The organism is Dictyobacter vulcani, assembly GCF_008974265.1.
GTDB classification, from domain to species: Bacteria; Chloroflexota; Ktedonobacteria; order Ktedonobacterales; family Ktedonobacteraceae; genus Dictyobacter; species Dictyobacter vulcani.
This window is the reverse complement of sequence record NZ_BKZW01000003.1, coordinates 137282-159677: the sequence shown is the minus strand read 5'-3', so window position 1 is coordinate 159677 and position 22396 is coordinate 137282. Positions and strand designations below refer to the sequence as shown.

Below are 22396 nucleotides of genomic sequence, written 5' to 3'. Positions count from 1 at the left end.
TAAAAGCCTTTAGCATCCAAACACATGAGAGATTAAAAATGTGTCATCTCCTGACGATAGTCCTATCCAGCCACCGCTCGGATAACAGGAGGAGCCAGAAGCAGGAGATTAGGAAATTTTTGCGGTTGCGCCAGACGCAAAAGCTCATAACCAATTCCCGCCAGCCCCAGCATCATCCCAGGAGTTTCGACACCGAGAGGAAGCCCCGTGACCCAACCTGTGCGCTCACCACATTCCAGTAGCATGGCCGTAAGTTGAGCCAGGGGTTCCAAATATTGAGTCATACCCAGTTGTTGTGTAGCAGTTAAAAGCAATTCCAGATTACCCAGGTCCCCATGACAGAGTGAATGATTCGAACCAAATCCTTTCGCCAGAGTTGTGTGTAAGGCAATATCCACTTCCTGCTGTATTAACGCATCCTCTTCATACTTTAATAGTTCCATCCGACTCAATCCCAGGCCCGCAGCCCCATGGCACCAGGCGACGATAAAATCGCTCTCGCCTGCATTGGCCAGTTGAGCAAAATCTCTGCTTAACGGAACCGCACGCAGATCCGGCCAGTTTTTTTGGGTGGGTGAAAACAGCTGACGCTCAAAAGAAAGGAGCGCAAACGAGGCAGTGCGGAAACGCTCCTGCTGACAGACAGCCGATAGTTTCACCAGGCTGAGCGCTATCCCGGCTGCTCCATGAGCAAAGCCCGTTAAGAGCCCTTTCTGGCGGAGTTGCTCCGGTTCGATGGTAGGAGAAAGCAGTCCAAGCTCCTGGAGAAGATGATCACCACAGCGGATCGCATTCGCCAGTATACGTGGCGTCGGAGTAACTGCATAGAGACTCAAAAGAGCCAGCAGGCAGCCAGATGAACCATGCATGATATCAAGCTGCCGATCCTGTTCAATCAAAGGCTCGATCCGCTCAATAATACGCTCAATGGCCTCCAACAACCAGGATTCACGCCATAACATATACAGATGAGAAAATGCATAGAGCAAAGATCCCCAACCAGCAAAGGCCCCGATATACTCGCCAGTCACGGCAAGCATGGCAGGACCAGTTAATTGGTGATAAAAACCAAGTGCAATCGACCGGGCCAGTTCGGTATATTCATTTTGTCCCGTATTTTCGCCCAGGTAAGCCAGAAAAAAAGCAATACCCGATAAGCCGTTGTACAAATCATTGCCACTACCACTGATTTGCCAGGCTTGATAGGGTCCTATAGATAGGCTCAGCCAGTTGACGCCGGTATCATCCTGGATAGCAAGGCTGGTTAAGCGTTGCCCGATTCCCCAGGCGGCCACCTGTAAGCGCTCCGGTGTACTCGGAATTGTCGTGCGTTGCAAGGGAAGTTTCGAAGGATGAAAATGGATCTCTTGCTCAGCAATCGAAGCCAGCGAAGCCTGGATAATCCACACTTGCCTGAGCAAATCCTGCTCATCCAGATGTTGCAAGCGCTGCGTGACGACATCCATACCTGCAAGCGAAAAAAAGTTAATGACACGCTCCGCCCGACTGGTATAGAGATCAAGGCTGGATACATGCGTCAGGAAAAAAGGAATATCTCCGGAAAGCAAGTCAGAGCGTTCGGCAGCAATCACACTGGTCATATATGGTAGTTGCATCGTAATAGCCCAGAGCCGATCCAGATAGCGATATAAATCCAGCGAATCCCGTAATACATCTGGATGGTAACTTTCCTGCAGTATCAAGCTATAGGCCATCGTAGGACGTAAAATCACCCGAATCTCATCACGCGCAAAACGTGGCAGCACAGTCTTCAGTAAATCCTCACGACAGGCCAGCAACGACTGATACATTGAAACAAAACCAAAGATGATATAGTGTTGATAGGCACAGAGATCCACTGCCTGACCATCCAAATGAGGGCGATTTTGATGAGCATGGAGCGTTATATAATCCCGAATGACATGCATTTGATCGGTTCCTACATGACTCCATGTCGCCACAGGAACCGGAACCACCTGTCCCCCAACGTCGCTCAGACCACTCATATCCATACCAGCCCGTTGATTATTTGACCAGAACCGATATGGTAATAACCCGACAGATAGGACAGAAGAGTGCAGTAACTCATCAATACCTGTGCTTGACTCCCCATCCTCGGTACCCTGGCGGATGCGTGGCCGAAACAGAGCCTCTAAATCGATGAGCATGGGATGCTCACCGGCAGCCACCAGATTTTCCGCATGGACATCAGTGGCAGACAATGTATACAGCAATGCCAGATAGGCTCCCTGACGCACATAAAAGCGCTCAACCTGTTCAGTGGAGGTACAATCATGGGTTTCAATGAACTCTGCCCACCCATATGTCCCTTTATCGAGAAGTTGGAGTACCCGAAAAGCTGGCAAGTTACTGCGTTTATTTAGCCAGTGCAATAGTTCCTGAAAATGGATGTCGATAGCTAAAGATCGGGGTTTATATACCAGACGCAAACCAGAGGCAAAACGCAAAAGAAAAACGCTGCGACCACCACGATGCGTATCACCGGCACCACTTAAAACCTCAGTCAATACACCAGGATCCCCACCAGGAGAGAAGAGAGCGCAAATTTCTTTCCAATCAGCACATAAGCGCTGCAAAAACTCCAGTGATGTCTCGCGCCACTGATCCATTTGAGCCATAACCTGGCGTGCCAATACTGGATATCTGGCCAGGATCGCTAGCATCACCTGTGGCTGACTACACCATTCCACGAAAAAGGCGAAGCGCTCTTCGGGCGTCTCGCCCTGGAGCAGCCCCTCTACACGCATCACATTAAGCTCAAGTGCCAGCACCTTGCTCACTTTAAATAAAAGCTGTCCCGGTAGTTGCATAAAGAGGAGCCGCATCACAGTCTGTGGATCAAAAGGAGGCTGCTTTTGCCGTTGTAACAAGTTTTGCACTTCCACATAGACACGTTTCCAGGCATTACGCAAAAGCGGACGAATTACCCGCAAGAGCAGATCTACACCTTCTGCGTCAGACATGTCGGGAAGAGGACAGGGCATATCTTTTTCTTGCATCGCAAAGGCTTGCATCAACTTATCTAGCCAGATCAAATCGCCTGAAACTCGTTGACGCATTGCCTCAATCGGCTCGGACAACAAGTAAAACAGATCCTCTTCTGTTAACTCATCCATTACCAGCCGCTCGGAAAAATATTTCCCTTGATTAAATGGAGGCAACTCCTTCCACCAGCCCAGCTTACGAGCAGCTAAATCTTCATTCAAGCGAGCAGCGGCAATTTTCTTTTTTCCATCCGCACGCCATAAAGTCCATCGCTCCGTCAATGTTAAAGCACTATACCAGGAAGCAGAAATTTCCTTCTGCATCCGATCATACGCTGTCTTATGCCCCTCATCAATCATCTACATGTCCCCTTCTTCAGGCTACTCCATTTAACATTATAGTTTTGTTATGAAATTATTCAAAGTGCATTTCCCAATAATCAATACAGGTAAGATATTTATTTAAAATATACAATCATTTTGCATGATTCCATAAATGTGTAGGAATATTATGCTAGATATACAAGAAACGCAAGTACTATGGCATAGGAAAAATAGGAGCGGTTTATACTTAACTATGGGCAACATGTTATAATGATTTTGCATCATTCAATAAGATCACAGAACAGGCACACGACAGAGATATGGAAGAGGGTGGAGGTAATTACCTCACGGGCAATGTGAAGGAGGAAGAAAGGGATGGGAGAAAAGATTTGTCCACGAGAAATGACAGCGCCAAATCAGAAACTCAAGCAAGAAAGAGAAAGACGCTATTGGACGCTTGAAGATGTCGCCCAACAGATCAATCGTCTACCAAACTTCAGTTCAGGAGAAACAGATCCACGTACTATAGCCTACTGGGAACAGGGTATACTCTTTCCCAATCCACGCTATTGTCAGGCATTATGCACCATCTTTCACATGGATGCATACTCCCTCGGGCTCATTGCGCCACCAATTAATGGACAGGGCAATGGATTTGGACAGAAAACAGATTTCTATCGCACAGTCGCCTATGATGAAGAGGTCCAGCACCAGTCTTCAGGATATATGACATGGCCTGAAGCCCCGGTTCCCAATCGAGTCAACTATCACCTGCCATATGAGGCCAGAATATCTGATCATTCACGACAGGGACCTCTACAGCCAGCGATGGATGCTTCATTTTTCTATGCTCAGGCCAGCATTGATAATACAGTATCCAGGAATATAAAAAGTGAACTCTTACCACAGGACAAAAATAACCGTCTGCACCTGTTGAAACGTGTACGACGTTTCTGGATTACTGATGTTTTAGAGCACTCACTTCATCATGCTGCGCTGATTGAGCTGGGCTTCCAAACACGGCCAGATGCCTTAATTAATCCCTGGCACCTGCTGCAAGAATATGCTCAGGCCAAACGCACGCTTCCGCCTCACACATCAATTGCCCAGGTCTATGATGAGGCCGATGGCGCATTATTAATTCTGGGCGAACCAGGTGCAGGCAAGACAACACTTTTATTGGAATTAACCCGACAGTTATTAAACCGGGCCGAGGAAGATGAACTTCATCCCATCCCGGTGGTCTTCAACCTCTCATCCTGGGCCATCAAACGCGCACCCATCAAGGATTGGCTGGTTGAGGAACTACATGATAAATATCAAGTGCCACACAAAATTGGCCAGAGTTGGGTAGAAAATGAAGGGCTATTGCTCTTACTGGATGGCCTGGATGAAGTTAACGCCATCCACCGTACAGCCTGCCTTGAGGCCATCAATACTTTTCGTCACAAATATGGACTGGTGCCAATCGCCGTTTGTAGTCGGACAGCTGAATATCATACCTTATCGCTCCAACTCAGCCTGCAGATGGCGGTCGTGATCCAACCGCTCACCTCCCAGCAAACTGAGCAGTATCTTAAGAGAGTCGGTAAACCGCTCGAAGCCCTGCGCGTCGCATTGCAACAGGATCTTTATTTACAGGAGTTAGCTACCACGCCGCTCATGTTGAGTGTACTGGCTCTGGCATATCATGGTATGCCACTGGATGAAATCCTCAAAAATAGCACCCTGGAGGCTAAACGGCAGCAGATCTTTGCCACCTATGTGCAACGGATGCTTACACGCCGGGGTACTTCCACCAGTCATCCGCCTGCACCCACGATTCAATGGTTAGCATATCTGGCCCGACAGATGAAACAACAAAACCAAAGTGTCTTTTATATTGAACATATCCAGCCAGACTGGCTTGAAGAGCCGCGCACCCAGCGCATCTACGAACGGCTGGCGATCCAATTCATTGGCATGTGCATTGGTATCTTGATCAGCCTGGTTGTCAGCTTCCTCTTTCTGGGAAGTATGCCTGTGACCACCCGTACTATTTATGCCCTGATGGGTGGACTGGTGGGAGGATTGTTAAGTGGGCGTACGCTTGAGCCGCTACCCGCTGCAAAAGCTCCACCGCAACAACGCCACTGGTATAACTGGCTAAACTGGTTGATTACCCATGGACCCACACGCAATGGCTTGAGTGTAGCCATCATCACTATACTCATTCCTGGAGGCTACACCTGGCATGCGCCCCTGAAAGGGATCGTGCTTGGTTGCACCTTTGGCATTACAAGCACTATCTTGAGTATTCTCCTGGCACCTGCCAACGGCGAAAAGAAAAGAAAGCGCACCTACAACTTACTCAAACAAGGCATTCTCATTGGCAGCCTGATTGGTTTAAGTACAGGTCTGAGCTTTGGTTTCTTAATCGGGCCAATTGTTGGTATTGGCTTTGGCTTGATTGTAGGCATAAGCTTTGGACTGATTTCATTGCTATTGCTCCTCTTCTTCTCACAAAGAAGTCCGAGCATTCAACTGACAGAGATTATTACCTGGAATCCTAAAAGCCTGCTGAAAGGTCTCTTCAGCACGCGTTACTTGAAACAAGGCCTGTTAGTGGGGGCCTTAGTGGGACTCGAAGTCGGACTGAGCAACGCGTTGATCTTCGGACCCAGCGTGGCGCTGGCGAAGAGTCTGAGTCTGGAAATGAGTAACTTACTGGCATTGGGAGGAGATATAGAGCTGATTTATCGCGCCATCGTTGGTCTGGCTTTTGGACTCAGTATCGGCTTGAGTATTGGCATGACGTATTGCTTTATCTTAGGCCTTTTAAATGGGCTTTCCAATCAGAAGCTAGAGGAACATCGTCGACTGACGCCCAACCAGGGAATTGGTCGCTCAGCGCGCAATGGCTTGATCATCGGTGTCATCTGTACCTGCGCCAGTTGGAGCATCCATATCCTGATGCTCTTCATTTTCACGCGCTCTTATTATCTCTTCAGTCGTGGGCTCGGATTAATGCTTAGTGACGAATCTGGACAGCAGTTAAATATCTTACTTGATCAAGGTTTGAATGAAGTGCTCAGTTTTGGCTTACACAATGCATTATACATTGGTCCTTCCTGCGGACTCCTGGTAGGCTTATTGATCGGTGGCTGGGCCTGCATCCAACATATAATTCTGCGCGTCCTTCTCTGGCGCAGTGGCGCCATACCCTGGAACTATGCGCAATTTCTTGATTTTGCCACTGAACGTATCCTATTACGCAAAGTCGGTGGTGGGTATATCTTTGTACATCGCTTGCTACTCGATTATTTTGCCGCCCTGATACCCGGCCAAACAGCCGAGCAGCCTGATACCATATCAGCCAAAACAAGGCAGCCATGATGGCTGCTCGCCTCTTTTCACCTTTCTTCGAGCATTGGAATGCCCTGCGTGTCCGCGTGAGGGCAAAGACTACAACAAAGAAAGAGGAGCAGTCTTCACAGCTTCAGTATGTATCGTAAAGCTTGTGACCATATCAACGGGTTCTTGCACACGGGGAAAACAAATCGTAAAGCAAGAACCCTCACCAACCACACTTTCAACAGACACAGAACCATGCATGGCTTCCGTAAACTCTTTGACAATTGCCAGTCCCAGGCCGGTACCACTACCTTCTTGAGCATTGGAGGCCCGATAAAAACGATCCCAGATGCGGGCCAGTTCTTCAGGTGCAATACCTTCTCCAGTATCTTTCACCTGCACAATCACCTGCTGCTCGTTGGCCTGCGCAGTCACGGCAATAATACCACCAGGAGCAGTATGGCGAATGCCATTATGAATAAGGTTATGTAAGATCTGTTCCAGTCGATCACCATCCACCAATGCCTGCGGAAACGCAGGAATCACCGGCATGATTTCAGCCAGAACTTCAATGCGGCTTCCCCGCCAGGCAATGGGAGCAATCGTCTCTACCACACGTTGCACCAGGGTTTCCACATTGGTGGGTTCGCAACGTGTTTCTAAGCGACCTACTTCTACGCGAGCCAGCATAAATAAATCGTTGATCAAGGACTGCAAGCGAATAGTCTGCTGCTCAATAATGTGCATATCTTGCTTCAACGTGACCGGGGGCTGATCCGTTTGCCAGTTAGCCAGCGCTGATTCTAGATAGCTACGTACTGTCGCCACTGGTGTCCGCAACTCATGCGAGACACTGGCAATCAACTCCCGACGAGCATCAAGGAGCATCTCCACGTTATCCCGCTCTTCTTTCAAGGCATGCATCGTGCGTTCCAACTCTGACGCCATGGCATTAAAGTCAGCCTGCAAATGCGCAATTTCGTCCTCTCCCTCAACATGTACACGAATACTATAATCTCCGCTCCGCAACATACTGGTAGCCTGGGCCAGATGCTCGATTCGTCTCGTCACGCGGCGTGTAAAAATATAAGAAGACAAAATCGAAGGTGGCAGGACACAGGCAATGACAAAAATGGTGCACAAAAACATGGCAAAGACAAAGACCACGCTGGCATAAAATGGAGTGGCATCGGTAAATAGCATTCCAACGCCCCAGAATAATTGAAAGAGCACAAAGACTGCGCTAATAAAACCTGCCCCTATCACAACCACCATTAAATGAGAATGTGTGACTGCCCAACGCAAACGCTTGACCCGTAACCGTTCCCAGAATGCCAGCACATGCAAAATGATACGCAGCGAAAAAAAGCCAATTGTGCTCAACAAGAATGAGACAACAATAGGCAGCATGCCTGCACCATTCTCACTGAGGAGGACATCCATCGGGGGCAACAGATGAAATAGCCAGCACAGTAAAATGACACTACACACTAATTCCAATAAAAATATGCCGGCAGCTTCTATTTCGATCAGCAATTGTTGCCAGATAGTACGCTCTGGTTGGCGCAAGCGCCAGCGAAAAGCGAAAAACAATAAAGACAGAAAACCGTACACCAGATAAAATGGAGTGGTAAATCTATGCGAAAGACTTCTCGCAGTAGTAGTAGTAGTAGTAGTAAGCAATCCTTGTGGTGAAAAAATCACGATCAACACTTGCATAATCAATATTTCACATAAAGCGCGCCACATTCGTGCTCGTAGGAATATATTCCGACGCGATATTTGTCTTGCTAGCATAAATATTCCTGCTACTTTCCCTTATGAAAAATCACGAATGCCGACGATTGGTGACGGCTGTCTCCGATCGTAAACGATAGCCAACACCCCATACCGTCTCAATAGCATCGCCCAGCGAACCTAATTTCTTGCGCAAACGCAACACAACATTATCTACCGAACGATCGCCACCCACATATGTCTCGCTCCACACCGTCTCAATCAAGTAAGCACGACTAAAAGCGCGGCCTGGACTGCGTAATAATAGTTGTAATAAAGTAAACTCGGTGGGACTCAAATCTAACGGCACGCTATGTAGCGTGGCTACATGTGTTTGTGGATTAAGTTGAAGCGGTCCACGCACCAGACTGGTTCCAGTATCCAGCCGATCCGCCTGTAACGTGTGCATAATCAATTCATTTCGACGCAACAATGCACGCACTCTGGCAATCAACTCGCGCATACTAAACGGCTTGGTCAAATAATCGTCCGCACCCACCTCCAGCCCAACGACCCGATCAGCCTCCTCACTGCGTGCAGTTAACATCAAAACAGGAGTAGAAGCGGTCTGCCGGATCCGCCGCAACACATCCAATCCATTCAAACCAGGCAACATCCAGTCCAGCAACACCAGGTCTATTTGCATACTTGAGTGTAAGGATACAGCCGAAAGACCATCACGCGCATGCGCAGTAGAATAGCCAGAGGATTCTAACTCTCGCAAGACCACTTGAGCCAGATCTATTTCATCTTCAACCAACAATATTGTCGTCATGTATCAATCTCTTCTCTCGTTCCTGCTAAGGCATTTACCTCAATTATACCTGTTAGAAACTGAGAGTTAAACAGCTATTGAGCTTATTAGCCAGCATGTATACAGATTGCGACAGTATTGCGACAATTCAATACTAAAGGCATGCCATCCAGGAAATATGCTATCCCCTGGATAGGAAAAAGTTCGCGACAGTTTGATGTAGAGATAAGCAATTATATTTAGCAATGGACAAGTGTCACTCACCCCTTATCCACAACGTGTAAGGCAATAGGCAAGTGCTAAAGGTCGACGGACTAAACACAGAAGTAACGAATAGCACCTGGAACATTTACTGTAGTGCGAGAGACAACAAGTCTACATAACGACAGAAATGGCAAAAAGTGCCTGAGCGAGTGTATCTAAAGAAGGGTGAAAAATTATGACAACCAAGGAAAAGTCAACCCAGCGCCATACGACAACTGCCAAGTCAGTCCCCGCCCAGCTTGCCACAGTGACTGATTTAACATCCGAAGAAGTGCAGGCCATAACCAATGGCTTGAATCCACTTATCGCCGACGCATTTGCTCTTTATGTCAAAACCAAAAACTTCCACTGGCATCTGTCAGGCTCGCATTTCCGAGACTACCACCTCTTGTTTGATAAACAGGCCAAAGACATTTTTAAATCCATTGATCTCATGGCGGAACGCGTCCGACGCATTGGTGGTACAACCATCCGCAGTATTGGGCAGATCGCTCAGATGCAAACCATCAGCGACGATAATGAAGACTTCGTGCCCGCTGGAACGATGGTCAAGCGCCTGATGGAAGATAATACCCACATGGCACAGATGTTACGTGCGGTAGTCCAGATAGCCGATAAAAATCACGATAGAGCCACTGCCAGTATCCTGGAAGACCTGCTCGACCAGGCCGAACGCCGTAAATGGTTCTTGTTCGAAATTGTACAGGGCAAAGATAACGCTAACTAAAAGCGTAAAAAAATAGTAAACTTTTGTCTGGATAGCCTCTCGTGCGACCTCCCCGATCTATCAGTTATAGATCGGGGATGATTACGTGCAAAAAACCTGCACATACCATTAACTAGACAACGTAGAGCTGAAGTGAATACAATACAAAAGCAAACAAAAGAGTTTTCAACAAATAACCTCACTATTGAGTGCTAAGGATAGAGTATGCGGATTATTGCAGTCATTATTGGTTTACTACTGATCATAGTCGTCGCGCAAGATGGTTTTGAATCGATCATTTTGCCGCGTCGCGTCGCACGAAAATTTCGGCTGACGCGCCTGTTTTACGCGGCCAGCTGGGTGTTGTGGTCAGGACCAGCCAGAAAAATGCGTGCGGGTAACCGGCGCGGTCAATATTTGAGTTATTATGGTCCACTCTCACTCCTGCTCCTGCTGGCAGTATGGGCGAGTGTCTTTGTGCTGAGTTTTGCCCTGATACAATGGGGGCTTTCTTCACCCTTGCAATCACCTGATAAAGAAATATCGTTTGGCACCTATGTGTATATGAGTGGCACAACTTTTGTGACGCTTGGATTAGGTGATGTCATTCCACTCTCCAGCCTGGCACGCGCCCTGGTAGCGCTGGAGGCTGGATTTGGCCTGGCCTTTCTAGCGCTGATTATCGGGTATGTGCCAGTTATCTATCAGGCATTCTCGCATCGGGAAACCCATATCACCCTCCTCGATGCGCGGGCAGGCTCGCCACCTTCGGCCCTTGAATTACTGAAACGTCATTCGCACAGTAACTATCCAGATGAGTTAATGGAATTTATGCGCGAATGGGAAAAGTGGTGCGCGGAACTGCTGGAGAGTCACATCTCCTATCCTGTCTTAACATATTATCGCTCACAGCATGAGCGCCAATCCTGGCTGGCAGCCCTGACAACGGTCCTGGATATCAGTGCCCTGGCGATGGTTGGGGTCGAGAGGTTACCAGTCAAGCCACTAAAATTCACCTTTGCCATCGCGCGTCATGCCGCCGTCGATCTGGCCCAAACCTATGGAACACCACCAACCCTCACCACCAAACGCCTTTCGCACGAGCAGTTTATTGCCTTGCGCAACCAATTAGCTGAAGTCGGACTGGCCTTCAACAATGAAGAAACCGCGGAGAAGCGACTGGCCGAGATTCGTGGAACCTATGAGCCCTTCCTGCTCTCGCTGGCAAACCATCTACTGATGGATTTACCCGGCTGGGTCATCGAGGGAGAACGCGTAGATGACTGGCAAACCAGTGCCTGGGACCACTTCTTACCAGCCACACCACATACAGTTGACCGCGCTATCAAACGCGACTAAAGTATGGACGCCATGCCCGGAAAGTCAATAGAGAGACGCGGCACTGCCTTCTTAGATACAATTCTGGCTTTTACAAAAGCACAATTTGCTCCCGATCAGGTTCGTTTATTTGTCCTACCGTTCAACCAACGAGCAATACATCTGTATGAGAAGATGGGTTTCAAGCAGGTGGGAAGCTATATGCAAGAAAGTACATTATATGGCAAGCGGGAATTTATTGAAATGACCTACCATCAGCAAGAAAAGCCAGCTTGATCGATGCCAGAAGGCGTATGAGCAATGCCCCATCGTAGCGGCATCCGTTAAGGTTACCGGTACGATGGGGCATTGCTCATGAATTGTTATATTTATACTACGGAGGTGAGCTCAAAGGATGGTACCACTTCCTCCACGGGCCTGGCCTGTTCCTGCAGGAATTGTTCTATCTCCAGTTCAAGAGGGGTAACCTCTTTGTGGCTGGCATAGCGGGCAAAAACCAGGACAATGCAGGCCATGATAAACAAAACCAGCACAAAGCTATAAGATATACGTAGACCAAAAGTATCGGCTGCGCGACCAAGTAGCAATGGTGCAATCAGGATGGCCAGACCTGCCGCTAAGGATGAGCGCGCTGCGGCAGCATCAGTATTATCAGCCTCCTGGTTCAGGACGATAGTAAACGTAAGTGGGAAAAGATTACCAATTCCCAGTCCTGCTACAAATAGACCCAGGATATGAATCCATGGCGTTGGACCAAGCCAGAAGAGCAGAAATCCCACTCCAGCAATACCCAGGGCGACAACCAATAATTGTTCCGCCGAAAAGCGGCGCGTCAAAAGGCTACCCATGAAGCGACCGAACATTTCTGCAAAAAAGAACAGGCTCATCAAAGTCGAAGCAGTCCGAGTTTCAATACCAACGATATTGATCAGATAACCAGACCCCCAGGTAAAGGTCCCCCACTCAAATGCTACCACCAGTACCATTACACCCAGGTACAGCCAGCAGGCGCGTGAAACACGGGCACGCTTAGCAAGGATGGATTGCTCTGGCTGCTTTCTGGCAGGCAGGCGTACGTTATAGAAAAAGGCCGCCAGCAGCGCCATCATCAGTAATGGTACCAGGAACATTCCGCGCCACCCCAACCAGGTACTCAGAAACATACCAAGGATAAGTGGACCGGTTACCGAACCAAGACAGGCAATGGTATTGGCTTCAGTAATAGCAATAGTACGCTGGCTACCATAGTAATCAGATAAGGCGGACTGCACAATATTAGACACAGTACAACCACAGAAGCCAATGCATAAAATGCCGGAGATACTTACAAGCGGATGATAGGCCAACATGAGCAGTAAGCCGCCAACACAGAGACCAGCCACGCAGAGCCACAACATGCTCTGCCGGCCAAGAATACGGGTAATGCGATCACCAAATAAACCAGACAAAATCAGACCGACAGCCAGGCTACTCACATGTAAGCTATCGATCGTATAGTTCAAGTGCATTTCGGCATGTAAAAAGGGCACAATAGAGCCAGGTGATACTTGCAGATAACAATAGGCAGCCATCAGGAGATACGAAAGCCAGGTAAAACGATTGCGCACAAACGGCTGCTGCGCAGATGAGAGAGTCAGGTTTTTCATATGTTGCGTGTAAAGTCCCTAAAAATTGCAAAAAAAAGAAAGCCAGAAAGTAAAAATATACACAATAAGAAAGCCAGAGCAGAAAAGCAACGGCGCTTCTCTACCAGGCTTTATCAGTCAATTATTACTGCTTTATTTACTATCTGAGAATTCAACGCTGCTCTCAGATAGTTCAACCGGTTCTGTACTGGCAACGGCGTCCATCTTCCTGGTTGCCTGAGCTGCCAATACGATAAATATACCAACGAGCACAAACAAAATCAGAATAACACTGTACGCTCGCTTCAAATCTAGCATATCAGCTATGCGACCCAGAATCAAGGGGGCGACAAAGATGGCTATACCGCCACCCAATGCAGCACGCGCACTGGCCAGATCTGCATATTGGGGGATACGGTTAGCGGATGCAGAAAAAGTAAAAGGAAACAGATTACAAATACCCAATCCCACCACAAACAGTCCTACCATATGTAGCTCTACCAGGGGTCCTAACCAGAACAGCAGAAAGCCAGTCAGCGCAACCAGCAGCGTTGGTAACAACAATCTTTCAACCGCAAAGCGCTGTGTCAGATGACTACCAATTAAGCGCCCAATGACGGCAGCCAGAAAAAACAGGCTCATCAGCGTAGCCGCATTGGCCCGCTCAAGTCCGACGACATTAATCAAGTAGCCAGAGCCCCAGAAAGAGATCCCCCATTCAACACCTACACCCATAACCATAGCCAGCCAATACAGCCAGAAAGCGGCTGGCAACCTGACAGGTCCGGTAACTGAACGTGGTTGCCCATATGACTGCGCTTCAGGCACAGGTACCTTCCAATAAAACAGAGCCAGCAACACGACGATGGCAATCGGCACAAATAATACACTGCGCCAACTCATACCTAGTGTTACTAATCCACCCAGGCATAGAGGAGCCAGACCTGCTCCCAGACTACCAACGACATTTGCCTCCGTAATCGCCGTGGCACGATGGATGCCATGCAGATCTGATAATGAGGATTGAATAGTAACCATCAGAAAGGTTCCAAGGAAGCCTATCACAAACATTCCAGCAATACTGAACACGGGCTGATGGCTAAAAAGGACCAGTATTACGCCCAGCAACATACCAAAGGCCCCACCCCAGAACATGATCCGCCGCCCCAGCGTCGGACAAGCAGGTTGCCTGTCAGGCCAGCGATAATCATTCCCAGTGCAATCGCGCTCATATGGAGACTATCTACAGTATAGTTAAGGTGCATTTCCGTATGCAAAAATGGAACAATCGGCCCAGGGGAAGCCTGCAAAAATGCAAAGCCGCCCAGCGCGATATAAGCCAGCCAGGTAAAGCGAGTGCGCACAAACGGCTGGCTCAATAGTGATGGGGTAGTGTTTTTCATGTGCCTTTGTTTCAAAAAGAAGAAAATATTTTTTTGGCTTATTTAAAAGTATTTTGAAAAATTACGACCTGGTCCTATGACTTTGCCCACAAACATAGACGGTTCTCTACCTGCTAGAGTAACCAAAATTTCTTGATAAATCTTCTTTAGTCGCAATCAAGGTATCTGCCAGTTTATTTTTAACATGTTTGAGGCTCACGTTTAGCGGCATCATCACCCCCCACTCCACATAGCACGAAAGCACCCATACTTCTTTTTATGATGTCGTGCTGAAGGAGTGCGCAATATGTACTCCTTCAGCACGACATCATAAAAAGAGTAAAGCGCTTCAAGAGGATTACATTAGTTTTCAAATACCATTGTAACGGCTTTCACTATCTCTAGTTGCCGCAAAGCAGTGCTGACAGCCATATGCATTACGGGTTCAGGATCGGAGAGATAGGGGCGCAATGCTTCAATGGCTTGCGTATCACCAATCTGCCCCAGCGCGACCGCCACACGCCAGCGCAATTCAGAGGTTTCATCGTCAGCAGTAGCAGCGAGAGTAGAGAGGAGCAGTGGCACAGCGCGTTTATCGCCAAGGCGTCCCAGCGCTTCAATACAGGCCGCCCGCACTTCTAATTCTTCTTGCGGATTTAACAGACAGGTGATTAATGAAGGAACAGCCTCGCGATCCCCCAGGCGATCCAGCGTCTCAATGATAAAGACGCGTCGATAGACAGGATAATCACGCTTAAGTAAAAATAACAATGGTGTCACGGCACGTGTGTCACCCAGGAATCCAAGCGCTTTGATGGCACTATTACGTGTCTCCAAATCAGGATCATCCAAAGCTGCCAGCAAAGGAAGTACTGCCCTCCGGTCTCCAAGGTCTCCCAGAGCACAGGCGGCCGCGCGCCGAATCAACGGTTCCTGATCATCAAGCAGATTGAGCAGTGGCTCTACAGCACGTATATCACCAAAGCTTCCCAGAGAGAGTGCGATGACAGCGCGCGTCTGATCATCTTTGCGCTCGATCGCTGTCATCAATGGTTCGACTGCTCGCGCATCATTCAACTTGCGCAAAGCAGATACCACACTTGAAACAACATTTACATCCATAGCATCACCTTTGTTTTCATTGGGATCTGAGAGTATAGCAATAAGCGGCTCAACCACTGCCACATCCCCCAATTCACCCAGTGCCACCGCGGCTTCAGAGCGTACAGCAGGGTACGCATCAGTAGTCAAAGCCAGCAGCAAAGGTTTGATCGCTCGTGTGTCTTTCAGTATCCCTAACGCCTTCACCATGACGATCCGAATTTGTACGTTCTCTTCAATAGCAAAGGCAGCTAGCAGAGGTTCTACGATCAAGTTAGCCGTAATAACCATAGACTGATAAGCAGCCAACTCGCGTACAGCGTCCACTGTACTGGCCAGATCTGAAATAGTTTTTTGCGGTGAAAAGAGAAGCATTCCCTTATCCATGTCCAACCCCTGTTTTCCATAGAATATTTTAGCTTTTTCTATTTTAAAAGAAAATGTTGTTTTTTGTCTGAAAATTTTATAAAGAAATGGTAGAAAAGCAGGATCCAGTCAAAATTCATTAGCTCTTCCCGCCTGCGGCGGGAGAGTGGGGAGGTGGATTTGGTGGGGGCACCCCACACCCCGGCAGGAGGGGCGTCTCGCCCCTCCTGCCGGGGTGTGGGGTGCCCGGCTTATTTATGAAAAATCTTGCTATATAAAAGCGGGTTATTTCCAGATATTCTCAATCGCCGGGGTAGTAGCGCTCTCATTAAGGGGAGAAAGGCCATACATTTCTGTGAGGGTACGTAATAAATTGTAGTGATTGAGAGATTGGTCGTACTGGCCAGATTTCACCATTGATCCAGTAAAAATCGTCGCAATCTGATTTGTCGTCGAACCATCATCTTCGTCCCAGGTAACTATCAGCAGGCTATTATGGGTATTAGCCCAGCGCGCATAGCCATCCAGATTGGTTTTAAGCCAGCTATCACCATCGGCAATTGAGGCTGAATGCATATCATGTATCTGGTTGGGTACGACAAAGGACACGGTTGGTAACTGGCTATAGTTGCTCGGAAAGCTGGTCAAGGGCTGATTGCTACTAACGGGTACATTCGTAAAATTGACCCAGGGATTATGCTTGCGTGCATAGAGCGCGTTGAAGTCATCGGGTGCGCTACATCCGGTATAGCCGGGAGCAGGCATCGTCTCAGAATAGCCAGTAAAGCTGAAGTGCGCCTTGAGCAGCGAAGCACCTAAATTGGGACCTGTATACGTATTAGGACAAGCATCACTATCCAGTCCCTGTGTAGATCCAGAGTAAAGGGCCAGGTAATTGGGTTGGCTGGGATGCGTTTCTGCATGGAAATTGGTGAAGAGTGCTCCCTGGCTGGCCAGAGAGTTGATATAAGGTGCCTCAGCGGAACCAATAATGCTGGCAGAAGCTTGATTCTCCTCAACTACTACCACCACATGATCAGGACGGGGTAAGGTAACCTGCGCGCTCAGCGTTTGAGAACTGGTCTGCAGCGGCTTAAAAAAAAGCAGACTGGCCACCAGGGCCGCGACCAATATGACAGCACACATAGCTGTTACCAGTACAACACGATGCCTCATCAATAACCTCCAGATCCGACATACACAGACACACGAGTAGAAATTCAGCTTTTTGTGAGCGAATGTTCTTTGGACTTCTCTGCTTCGACAGATGTAGAAATACTGCGTGCAATCCGTTTCTTTACGATTACCACGATCACTATCGTGACGACAACCGCAACGGCAAATCCTACCCAACCAACCGTTCTGGCCAGTTGCTCAACCTGATCAAAATGCTCATGGAAATAACGTCCTGCGATATATCCCAGCAAACCCACATAAGTGGCCCAGATCACCCCCCCAGGCCATTATAAAGCATAAATGTGCGCCAATGCATGCGGTTGACACCGGCCAGAAAAGCCGAAAAGATACGCAACAGAGAGATAAAGCGACCAAAAAAAACCGTTTTGGCCCCGTGGCGCGCAAAAAAGCGTTCCGCAATCTCCAGATGCTCCATCTTAATAAAGAAGTAGCGGCCAAAGCGAGCCACCACGGCCCTGCCACCGGTGCGGCCAATATAGTAGCCGATATTATCACCCATAATCGCCCCAAAGGCCGCACACGCGATCACAATAGGAAGCTGCAAGGCTGGATCCGTCGCTGCATAGAACGATGCCAGCAGCAACATGGTTTCTCCTGGAATTGGTATACCAACGCATTCAATCATGATAAACAGAGCGATGGCTGGATATCCGATCACATGTAGCATATCTTGCAATGTGTGCAAAGATATCACAGATGCTACTATCATATCGCTATTCTCTCCAACTTTATAAGAGTGTGTCTGAGGCTCAAACCTCCCGGGATCGTTGCACTTAGCCACACGCGGGCACTAAAGTGCCCATGTTTCTTTTTAGTGGGTGGTGAAAAATCATGTGGAACGATCATGGAAAACATACGATTCAAACACACTCTAAAATGACAACACACATGCATATATCAAAGACACATAATAAGGGCCATAGTAAAAAGAGACTGGCCTCGCATGTAGCCTGACAGAATACTAGTATTCTGTCAAACATCAATTGATGGGAAAGCGGGGATGCAAGCGAGCATGCCGGGGGCATGATCAAGCGGCGAGCCCCTTGACTGGGGGATCGGGGGCTGTGCCCCCGGCATCTCCCCTCATCCCGCCCGCGTAGCGGGCGCACAACTCATCACACGAAGTTTGACAATGTACTAGAGGAGAATGAGTGAGACTTGGATAGTACCTTATGGCTAATTTTATGCATATGAGCTCAAATTTATGCATGTATGGCATTCAATGCAAATTAAAAGCATTTTTCTAGCTTACTACAATTTAATTACGATTGGCACCACCATCTGGTTACGACGAGATAGGACTCCAACTAGTCCTTTATGCTGGCATTTCAATCCAATCCCTAACGATATGATATGCTAATGGCGCATAGATTATGCACACACACTAAAGGGGATTCTAATTCTATGTCGATACGTCAACCAGTTCGCTATCACGTACGTGGCGGACAACGCCTTGAAGGAACCGTAATTATTCAAGGCGCGAAAAATGCCGCATTACCCATTATCGCCGCATCATTGCTCGCCAGTAAAGGACAGACCATCCTGCATAATGTCCCACTGATTAATGATGTTTATGTTGCAGTTGAAATCGCCCGCAAGCTGGGCGCAAAAATAAAACTCCACGAAGAAGAACAGGTTCTGGTTATTGATGCCTCAAACATCACATCCAGCAGCTTATCACCGGAACTCACCAACATGATCCGTGGATCAGTCCTCTTTCTGCCACCAGTCATGATGCGTACAGGCCAGGTCACCATCGAAAAGGTTGGAGGATGTAACCTGGGCAAGCGTAGCCTGGACTTCCACTACCGCGGATTTGCCCGCCTGGGTGCCGAAGTGACAGAAGATGAGCAAGCTATTTCAGTTCGTATGCAAAATCCCAAAGGTGCCTATCTCTACCTGGACACACCCAGTCATACAGGTACTGAAAATCTGATGGCTGCAGCGTGTCTGGCCGAAGGTACCACCATCATCGAGAATTCCGCTCTGGAACCCGAGATCGCCAATGTCGCCAACTTCTTAAATTTGATGGGAGCTAAAATCTCTGGCGTCGGCACCGGTGTAATCCAGATCGAAGGCGTCAAAGAATTGTCCGCAGTCGAATATACCATTATGCCGGACCGCATTGACGCAGGCACGATGGCAATCATGGCCGCAGCAACCCAGGGAGATATCGCCTTAATCGGGGCTAATTTACGTCACTTCGGCGTAGTACGGGCCAAGTTAGAGCAGATGGGTGTGGAACTGCAAGAAGATGGTCCGGTTATTCGCGTGCAACGCCATGGTGACTTACGGCCGGTCAACGCCATCACCTGGCCCTATCCAGGCTATCCTACCGATCTACAGTCTCCCCTGATGGCCCTGGCCTGTATGGCCTCCGGAACATCCTATATTCGCGAAACCCTGTTTGATCAGCGCTTTGGTGTCGCCGACGACCTCAACAGAATGGGAGCCAACATTAAACTCGAGGATGGTTCAGCCGTCATCTCTGGTCCAGCACCCCTCTCTGGCGCAACCGTGTGGGCGCACGACCTCCGCGCAGGTAGTGCCTTAATCATCGCAGGTGCAGTCGCCGAGGGAGAAACCATCATCGACAATGCTCAAATGATCGAGCGCGGCTATAGCTCAATTATTCGACGTCTGACACGCTTAGGTCTCCAGATCACAGAAGAGCGCCAGGAAGCATTAGTCTAATCATACAACGGCTGGACGCAGTACCACACAAAATAGATGGGGAGACATCCATGGATATCTCCCCTGACCAGTAATGTAAGTTGCTAAGGACAGCATATGTCCGCCTGGACCAGTCATCTTATTGTGTTTGTATCTGCATACCCGGGGCCAAATCATAGATGCTACCATCCTTGTCCGCTACAAAATAGTACGTGTCCTTACTATTTGCCACAGATTGAGGAGAGGCCGAGCGCTCATCAGTCCACGCTGGCGCATCACTGGCAGGAAATGATTCTTCAGAGGCTTCTACCACATCGTCTTTGCCTAATGATGAGGTTGCATATGCATCCACAGATTGCGCGCTTCCCATGTGCTCGGCTGCATCATGATTGTGACGGATGCGAACACGACCAGAAAGCCACTGTCCTCCCAGAAGAATTTTCAGTACTTGCCCCTCGACAATATCAGGCCCATAGGCTGAGCCAATCGCATATTTACCAGCATTGGTACTGGCAAATAATTTTTTCTCAGACATAGAGGTAAGCATCCTTTCCACCCTGCCTTCGGCAGTTTTCCAGCGTCAAATGCCTGTTCATTTCAAGCGAAAAACGCCTGAGCGAAACATTGCATAGAATTTTAACTCCTTTTCTTACACGTATGATTTCAACACTCGGAAGACAGGCAGGTGAGCAATAAATAGAATGTGGCCGATAACAAATAGGTCTGGAAATACAAGAAGCAAAGAAATAGTGGAATGACTCCTTCTTTGCCTCTACCGTTGTCTGTAGACAGGAAAATGCAGTTTGCAGCTAAGCAATAAGCCTAGCAGTCACGCAATTCAGGACTCTGGTTGAGAATCTGACTGCGTGGTGTAATGAAATCAGCGTACTCAGCACCTGATGTATGCTGTGGGAACAAGGCGACGCGATGACAATTCTGGAAAGCCAGTTTAACGCCGTAATAATGTTCAACCGCGTTGCGCATCGCATCACTGGCCAGCAGGCGCAATAATTGGCCACGGGCTTGCTCAGTGGGAGGTGGAACCTGATTATCCACAAAAGCAGCATTCTCTTGCTTTAAACGTCCTGCAAGTTGCTCTATTAATTCCCAGGCATAGGGCAAAGACTCTTTAATGCACTGTAAAAAATCATTAGGGCTAATAGCATCCTCCTGAGCCTGTTCAAGTAATGCTGGTGATACATCAAGGGACATATTTTCAATCCTTCCTGATATTGACGCTACGATATCTCGCGTTGAGACAAAATAGCTCTGATTAACTTTTCATGCATGTAATGTCCGAAGAGCAGAGAGATTTTTTATAGTCCAAATAAGCCAGGCATGAAAAATCGTATAAAACAAGACTATTGAGACTATGTCTTAATTATAATCAGGGATTGAAATCGTTAATGAGAATATATCTCATTGACAACAGCTCTATCTGTATGCTATTCTTCGATATAGATATTCAGTATCATTAATATCGGTACATAGTACCATTAAAATATACATCAACCTATGTGCAGGTTTTTTCGCTGACACCTCGCGCCTGCGGCGCTTGCTTATTTCTGAGAGTGATAAAAATAAAAAAAGTTGCACGTTGCGTTCTTCAGGGGAAAAATTTCATGCGTTCAGGGCGAAACAAGCAAGCGGCCTTATGCATTGCTCTCATGGCCTTATTTTTATTGAGTGCTTGCGGCAGCCATACAGGTCTTGCCGGCACATCATCTACGCAAGGTAGCAATACTATTTCGGTGGTAGCAGCGGAAAATTTCTATGGTAGTATCGTCAGGCAGATTGGTGGGAAACATGTCAGTGTAACCAGCATGCTGGCAGATCCCAATGTTGATCCTCATTCATACGAGAGCAACGTTGATCAGGTTAAAGCGGTCGCCAGAGCACAGCTTGTCATCGCCAATGGCGGAGGCTATGACGATTGGATGGATAAGCTGCTTTCCAGTACACCCAGCAGTGAGCGCAAAGTTATCAAAGGTTTTGACGTCGCACCAAACAAGCTGCCAGATAACGAACACGTCTGGTATAGTCCTGACAACGCAAAAAATATTGCCAGCGCAATAGCGGATACCTTAAAAACGCTTGACACTGCCCACGCAGCGGAATATGCGCAAAATCTCATCATATTTGAGCGTGAACTGAGTAAGATAAATCAAAAGATGGATGAAATCAGATCCAAATACGCCAATGCCCCGGTAGGGCTCACTGAAACCATCCTGCGCTACCAGACGGGTCCAATGGGTTTACGTGTATTGACACCTGATGAATTTCAAAAAGCGCTGGCAGAAGGTAATGATCCACCCGCCAATACCGTTATAACAGCCGAGAATCAGATCAACCAACGTCAGATAAAAGTATTTATTTACAATCAACAAACCCAGTCAGCCATTACAACCAAACTTATGAGCGACGCCAGAGCCAGAAACATACCCGTTGTCCCTGTCACTGAAACAATGCCACCAGACCAGACCTATCAAAGTTGGATGTTGACTCAGTTAGAGAAAGTCGAACAAGCGTTAGCAAGCAACAAATAGTCGCGT

At 48.0% G+C, this 22396-nt stretch carries 18 protein-coding genes; 6 read left to right on the top strand and 12 right to left on the bottom strand.

The window, feature by feature from the left end; translation table 11 throughout:
- Window positions 1–62: 62 nt before the first annotated feature.
- Window positions 63–3365, bottom strand: a complete 3303-nt coding sequence (locus KDW_RS24850; RefSeq protein ID WP_151758634.1) for a type 2 lanthipeptide synthetase LanM family protein — start codon at window positions 3363–3365, stop codon at window positions 63–65.
- A gap of 339 nt (window positions 3366–3704) precedes the next feature.
- Between KDW_RS24850 and KDW_RS24845 the strand changes: the two genes are divergently transcribed.
- A complete protein-coding gene (locus tag KDW_RS24845; RefSeq protein ID WP_151758633.1) occupies window positions 3705–6704 on the top strand; it encodes a helix-turn-helix domain-containing protein in 3000 nt (999 codons plus the stop codon).
- A 69-nt stretch (window positions 6705–6773) separates the two neighbouring features.
- Here KDW_RS24845 and KDW_RS24840 read toward each other — a convergent pair whose 3' ends face one another.
- Together KDW_RS24840 and KDW_RS24835 are read right to left on the bottom strand one after the other, a co-directional pair.
- A complete protein-coding gene (locus KDW_RS24840; protein ID WP_162005587.1) occupies window positions 6774–8381 on the bottom strand; it encodes a sensor histidine kinase in 1608 nt (535 codons plus the stop codon).
- 109 nt (window positions 8382–8490) lie between these two features.
- Entirely contained in the window at window positions 8491–9213 is a 723-nt protein-coding gene (locus KDW_RS24835) for a response regulator transcription factor (protein ID WP_151758631.1), read from the bottom strand.
- Between the two features lie 418 nt (window positions 9214–9631).
- Between KDW_RS24835 and KDW_RS24830 the strand changes: the two genes are divergently transcribed.
- The 3 genes from KDW_RS24830 (at window position 9632) to KDW_RS24820 (ending at window position 11776) form a co-directional block, all read left to right on the top strand.
- Complete coding sequence (locus tag KDW_RS24830) at window positions 9632–10183, top strand: Dps family protein (protein WP_151758630.1); 552 nt, start codon at window positions 9632–9634, stop codon at window positions 10181–10183.
- A 204-nt stretch (window positions 10184–10387) separates the two neighbouring features.
- Window positions 10388–11521, top strand: a complete 1134-nt coding sequence (locus KDW_RS24825) for a potassium channel family protein (protein ID WP_151758629.1) — start codon at window positions 10388–10390, stop codon at window positions 11519–11521.
- Window positions 11522–11533: 12 nt separating this feature from the next.
- Entirely contained in the window at window positions 11534–11776 is a 243-nt protein-coding gene (locus KDW_RS24820) for a GNAT family N-acetyltransferase (protein ID WP_151758628.1), read from the top strand.
- A 92-nt stretch (window positions 11777–11868) separates the two neighbouring features.
- Here KDW_RS24820 and KDW_RS24815 read toward each other — a convergent pair whose 3' ends face one another.
- The 7 genes from KDW_RS24815 to KDW_RS24785 all read right to left on the bottom strand — a co-directional run bounded on the left by KDW_RS24815 (window position 11869) and on the right by KDW_RS24785 (window position 17880).
- Entirely contained in the window at window positions 11869–13146 is a 1278-nt protein-coding gene (locus KDW_RS24815) for an MFS transporter (protein ID WP_151758627.1), read from the bottom strand.
- Window positions 13147–13278: 132 nt separating this feature from the next.
- Complete coding sequence (locus KDW_RS24810) at window positions 13279–14280, bottom strand: MFS transporter (protein WP_151758626.1); 1002 nt, start codon at window positions 14278–14280, stop codon at window positions 13279–13281.
- Window positions 14241–14528 carry a hypothetical protein gene (locus KDW_RS24805; protein WP_151758625.1) on the bottom strand — a complete coding sequence of 96 codons (288 nt, stop codon included), beginning with the start codon at window positions 14526–14528 and terminating at the stop codon, window positions 14241–14243. Before KDW_RS24805 ends, KDW_RS24810 begins: the two co-directional genes overlap by 40 nt.
- Before the next feature lie 342 nt (window positions 14529–14870).
- Complete coding sequence (locus tag KDW_RS24800) at window positions 14871–15995, bottom strand: HEAT repeat domain-containing protein (RefSeq protein ID WP_151758624.1); 1125 nt, start codon at window positions 15993–15995, stop codon at window positions 14871–14873.
- A 264-nt stretch (window positions 15996–16259) separates the two neighbouring features.
- Window positions 16260–17150, bottom strand: a complete 891-nt coding sequence (locus KDW_RS24795; RefSeq protein WP_151758623.1) for an alkaline phosphatase family protein — start codon at window positions 17148–17150, stop codon at window positions 16260–16262.
- 44 nt (window positions 17151–17194) lie between these two features.
- Window positions 17195–17425: a hypothetical protein gene (locus KDW_RS24790; RefSeq protein ID WP_151758622.1), complete on the bottom strand. Its 231-nt coding sequence runs from the start codon at window positions 17423–17425 to the stop codon at window positions 17195–17197.
- The gene (locus tag KDW_RS24785; protein WP_151758621.1) at window positions 17422–17880 is read right to left on the bottom strand and encodes a DedA family protein; all 459 of its coding nucleotides are present in this window, start codon (window positions 17878–17880) and stop codon (window positions 17422–17424) included. Before KDW_RS24785 ends, KDW_RS24790 begins: the two co-directional genes overlap by 4 nt.
- 695 nt (window positions 17881–18575) lie before the next feature.
- Between KDW_RS24785 and murA the strand changes: the two genes are divergently transcribed.
- On the top strand, window positions 18576–19865 hold the full coding sequence (gene murA, locus KDW_RS24780; RefSeq protein WP_151758620.1) for a UDP-N-acetylglucosamine 1-carboxyvinyltransferase: 1290 nt from the start codon (window positions 18576–18578) through the stop codon (window positions 19863–19865).
- Window positions 19866–19983: 118 nt separating this feature from the next.
- Here murA and KDW_RS32400 read toward each other — a convergent pair whose 3' ends face one another.
- Both KDW_RS32400 and KDW_RS24770 read right to left on the bottom strand, forming a co-directional pair.
- Window positions 19984–20379, bottom strand: a complete 396-nt coding sequence (locus KDW_RS32400) for a hypothetical protein (RefSeq protein WP_151758619.1) — start codon at window positions 20377–20379, stop codon at window positions 19984–19986.
- Window positions 20380–20666: 287 nt separating this feature from the next.
- Window positions 20667–21056, bottom strand: a complete 390-nt coding sequence (locus KDW_RS24770) for an SCO5389 family protein (protein WP_151758618.1) — start codon at window positions 21054–21056, stop codon at window positions 20667–20669.
- A 410-nt stretch (window positions 21057–21466) separates the two neighbouring features.
- Between KDW_RS24770 and KDW_RS24765 the strand changes: the two genes are divergently transcribed.
- The gene (locus KDW_RS24765; RefSeq protein WP_151758617.1) at window positions 21467–22390 is read left to right on the top strand and encodes a metal ABC transporter solute-binding protein, Zn/Mn family; all 924 of its coding nucleotides are present in this window, start codon (window positions 21467–21469) and stop codon (window positions 22388–22390) included.
- Window positions 22391–22396 lie beyond the last annotated feature (6 nt).

Bases quoted from the DNA above. Each gene is read 5' to 3' on its own strand.
- KDW_RS24820 (WP_151758628.1), top strand. From the start codon at position 11,534: ATGCCCGGAAAGTCAATAGAGAGACGCGGCACTGCCTTCTTAGATACA.
- KDW_RS24830 (WP_151758630.1), top strand. From the start codon at position 9,632: ATGACAACCAAGGAAAAGTCAACCCAGCGCCATACGACAACTGCCAAG.
- murA (WP_151758620.1), top strand. From the start codon at position 18,576: ATGTCGATACGTCAACCAGTTCGCTATCACGTACGTGGCGGACAACGC.
- KDW_RS24850 (WP_151758634.1), bottom strand. From the start codon at position 3,365: ATGATTGATGAGGGGCATAAGACAGCGTATGATCGGATGCAGAAGGAA.
- KDW_RS32400 (WP_151758619.1), bottom strand. From the start codon at position 20,379: ATGTCTGAGAAAAAATTATTTGCCAGTACCAATGCTGGTAAATATGCG.
- KDW_RS24785 (WP_151758621.1), bottom strand. From the start codon at position 17,880: ATGATAGTAGCATCTGTGATATCTTTGCACACATTGCAAGATATGCTA.
- KDW_RS24835 (WP_151758631.1), bottom strand. From the start codon at position 9,213: ATGACGACAATATTGTTGGTTGAAGATGAAATAGATCTGGCTCAAGTG.
- KDW_RS24840 (WP_162005587.1), bottom strand. From the start codon at position 8,381: ATGCAAGTGTTGATCGTGATTTTTTCACCACAAGGATTGCTTACTACT.
- KDW_RS24810 (WP_151758626.1), bottom strand. From the start codon at position 14,280: ATGTTCTGGGGTGGGGCCTTTGGTATGTTGCTGGGCGTAATACTGGTC.
- KDW_RS24800 (WP_151758624.1), bottom strand. From the start codon at position 15,995: ATGGATAAGGGAATGCTTCTCTTTTCACCGCAAAAAACTATTTCAGAT.
- KDW_RS24765 (WP_151758617.1), top strand. From the start codon at position 21,467: ATGCGTTCAGGGCGAAACAAGCAAGCGGCCTTATGCATTGCTCTCATG.
- KDW_RS24795 (WP_151758623.1), bottom strand. From the start codon at position 17,150: ATGAGGCATCGTGTTGTACTGGTAACAGCTATGTGTGCTGTCATATTG.
- KDW_RS24845 (WP_151758633.1), top strand. From the start codon at position 3,705: ATGGGAGAAAAGATTTGTCCACGAGAAATGACAGCGCCAAATCAGAAA.
- KDW_RS24805 (WP_151758625.1), bottom strand. From the start codon at position 14,528: ATGAAAAACACTACCCCATCACTATTGAGCCAGCCGTTTGTGCGCACT.
- KDW_RS24815 (WP_151758627.1), bottom strand. From the start codon at position 13,146: ATGAAAAACCTGACTCTCTCATCTGCGCAGCAGCCGTTTGTGCGCAAT.
- KDW_RS24770 (WP_151758618.1), bottom strand. From the start codon at position 21,056: ATGTCCCTTGATGTATCACCAGCATTACTTGAACAGGCTCAGGAGGAT.
- KDW_RS24825 (WP_151758629.1), top strand. From the start codon at position 10,388: ATGCGGATTATTGCAGTCATTATTGGTTTACTACTGATCATAGTCGTC.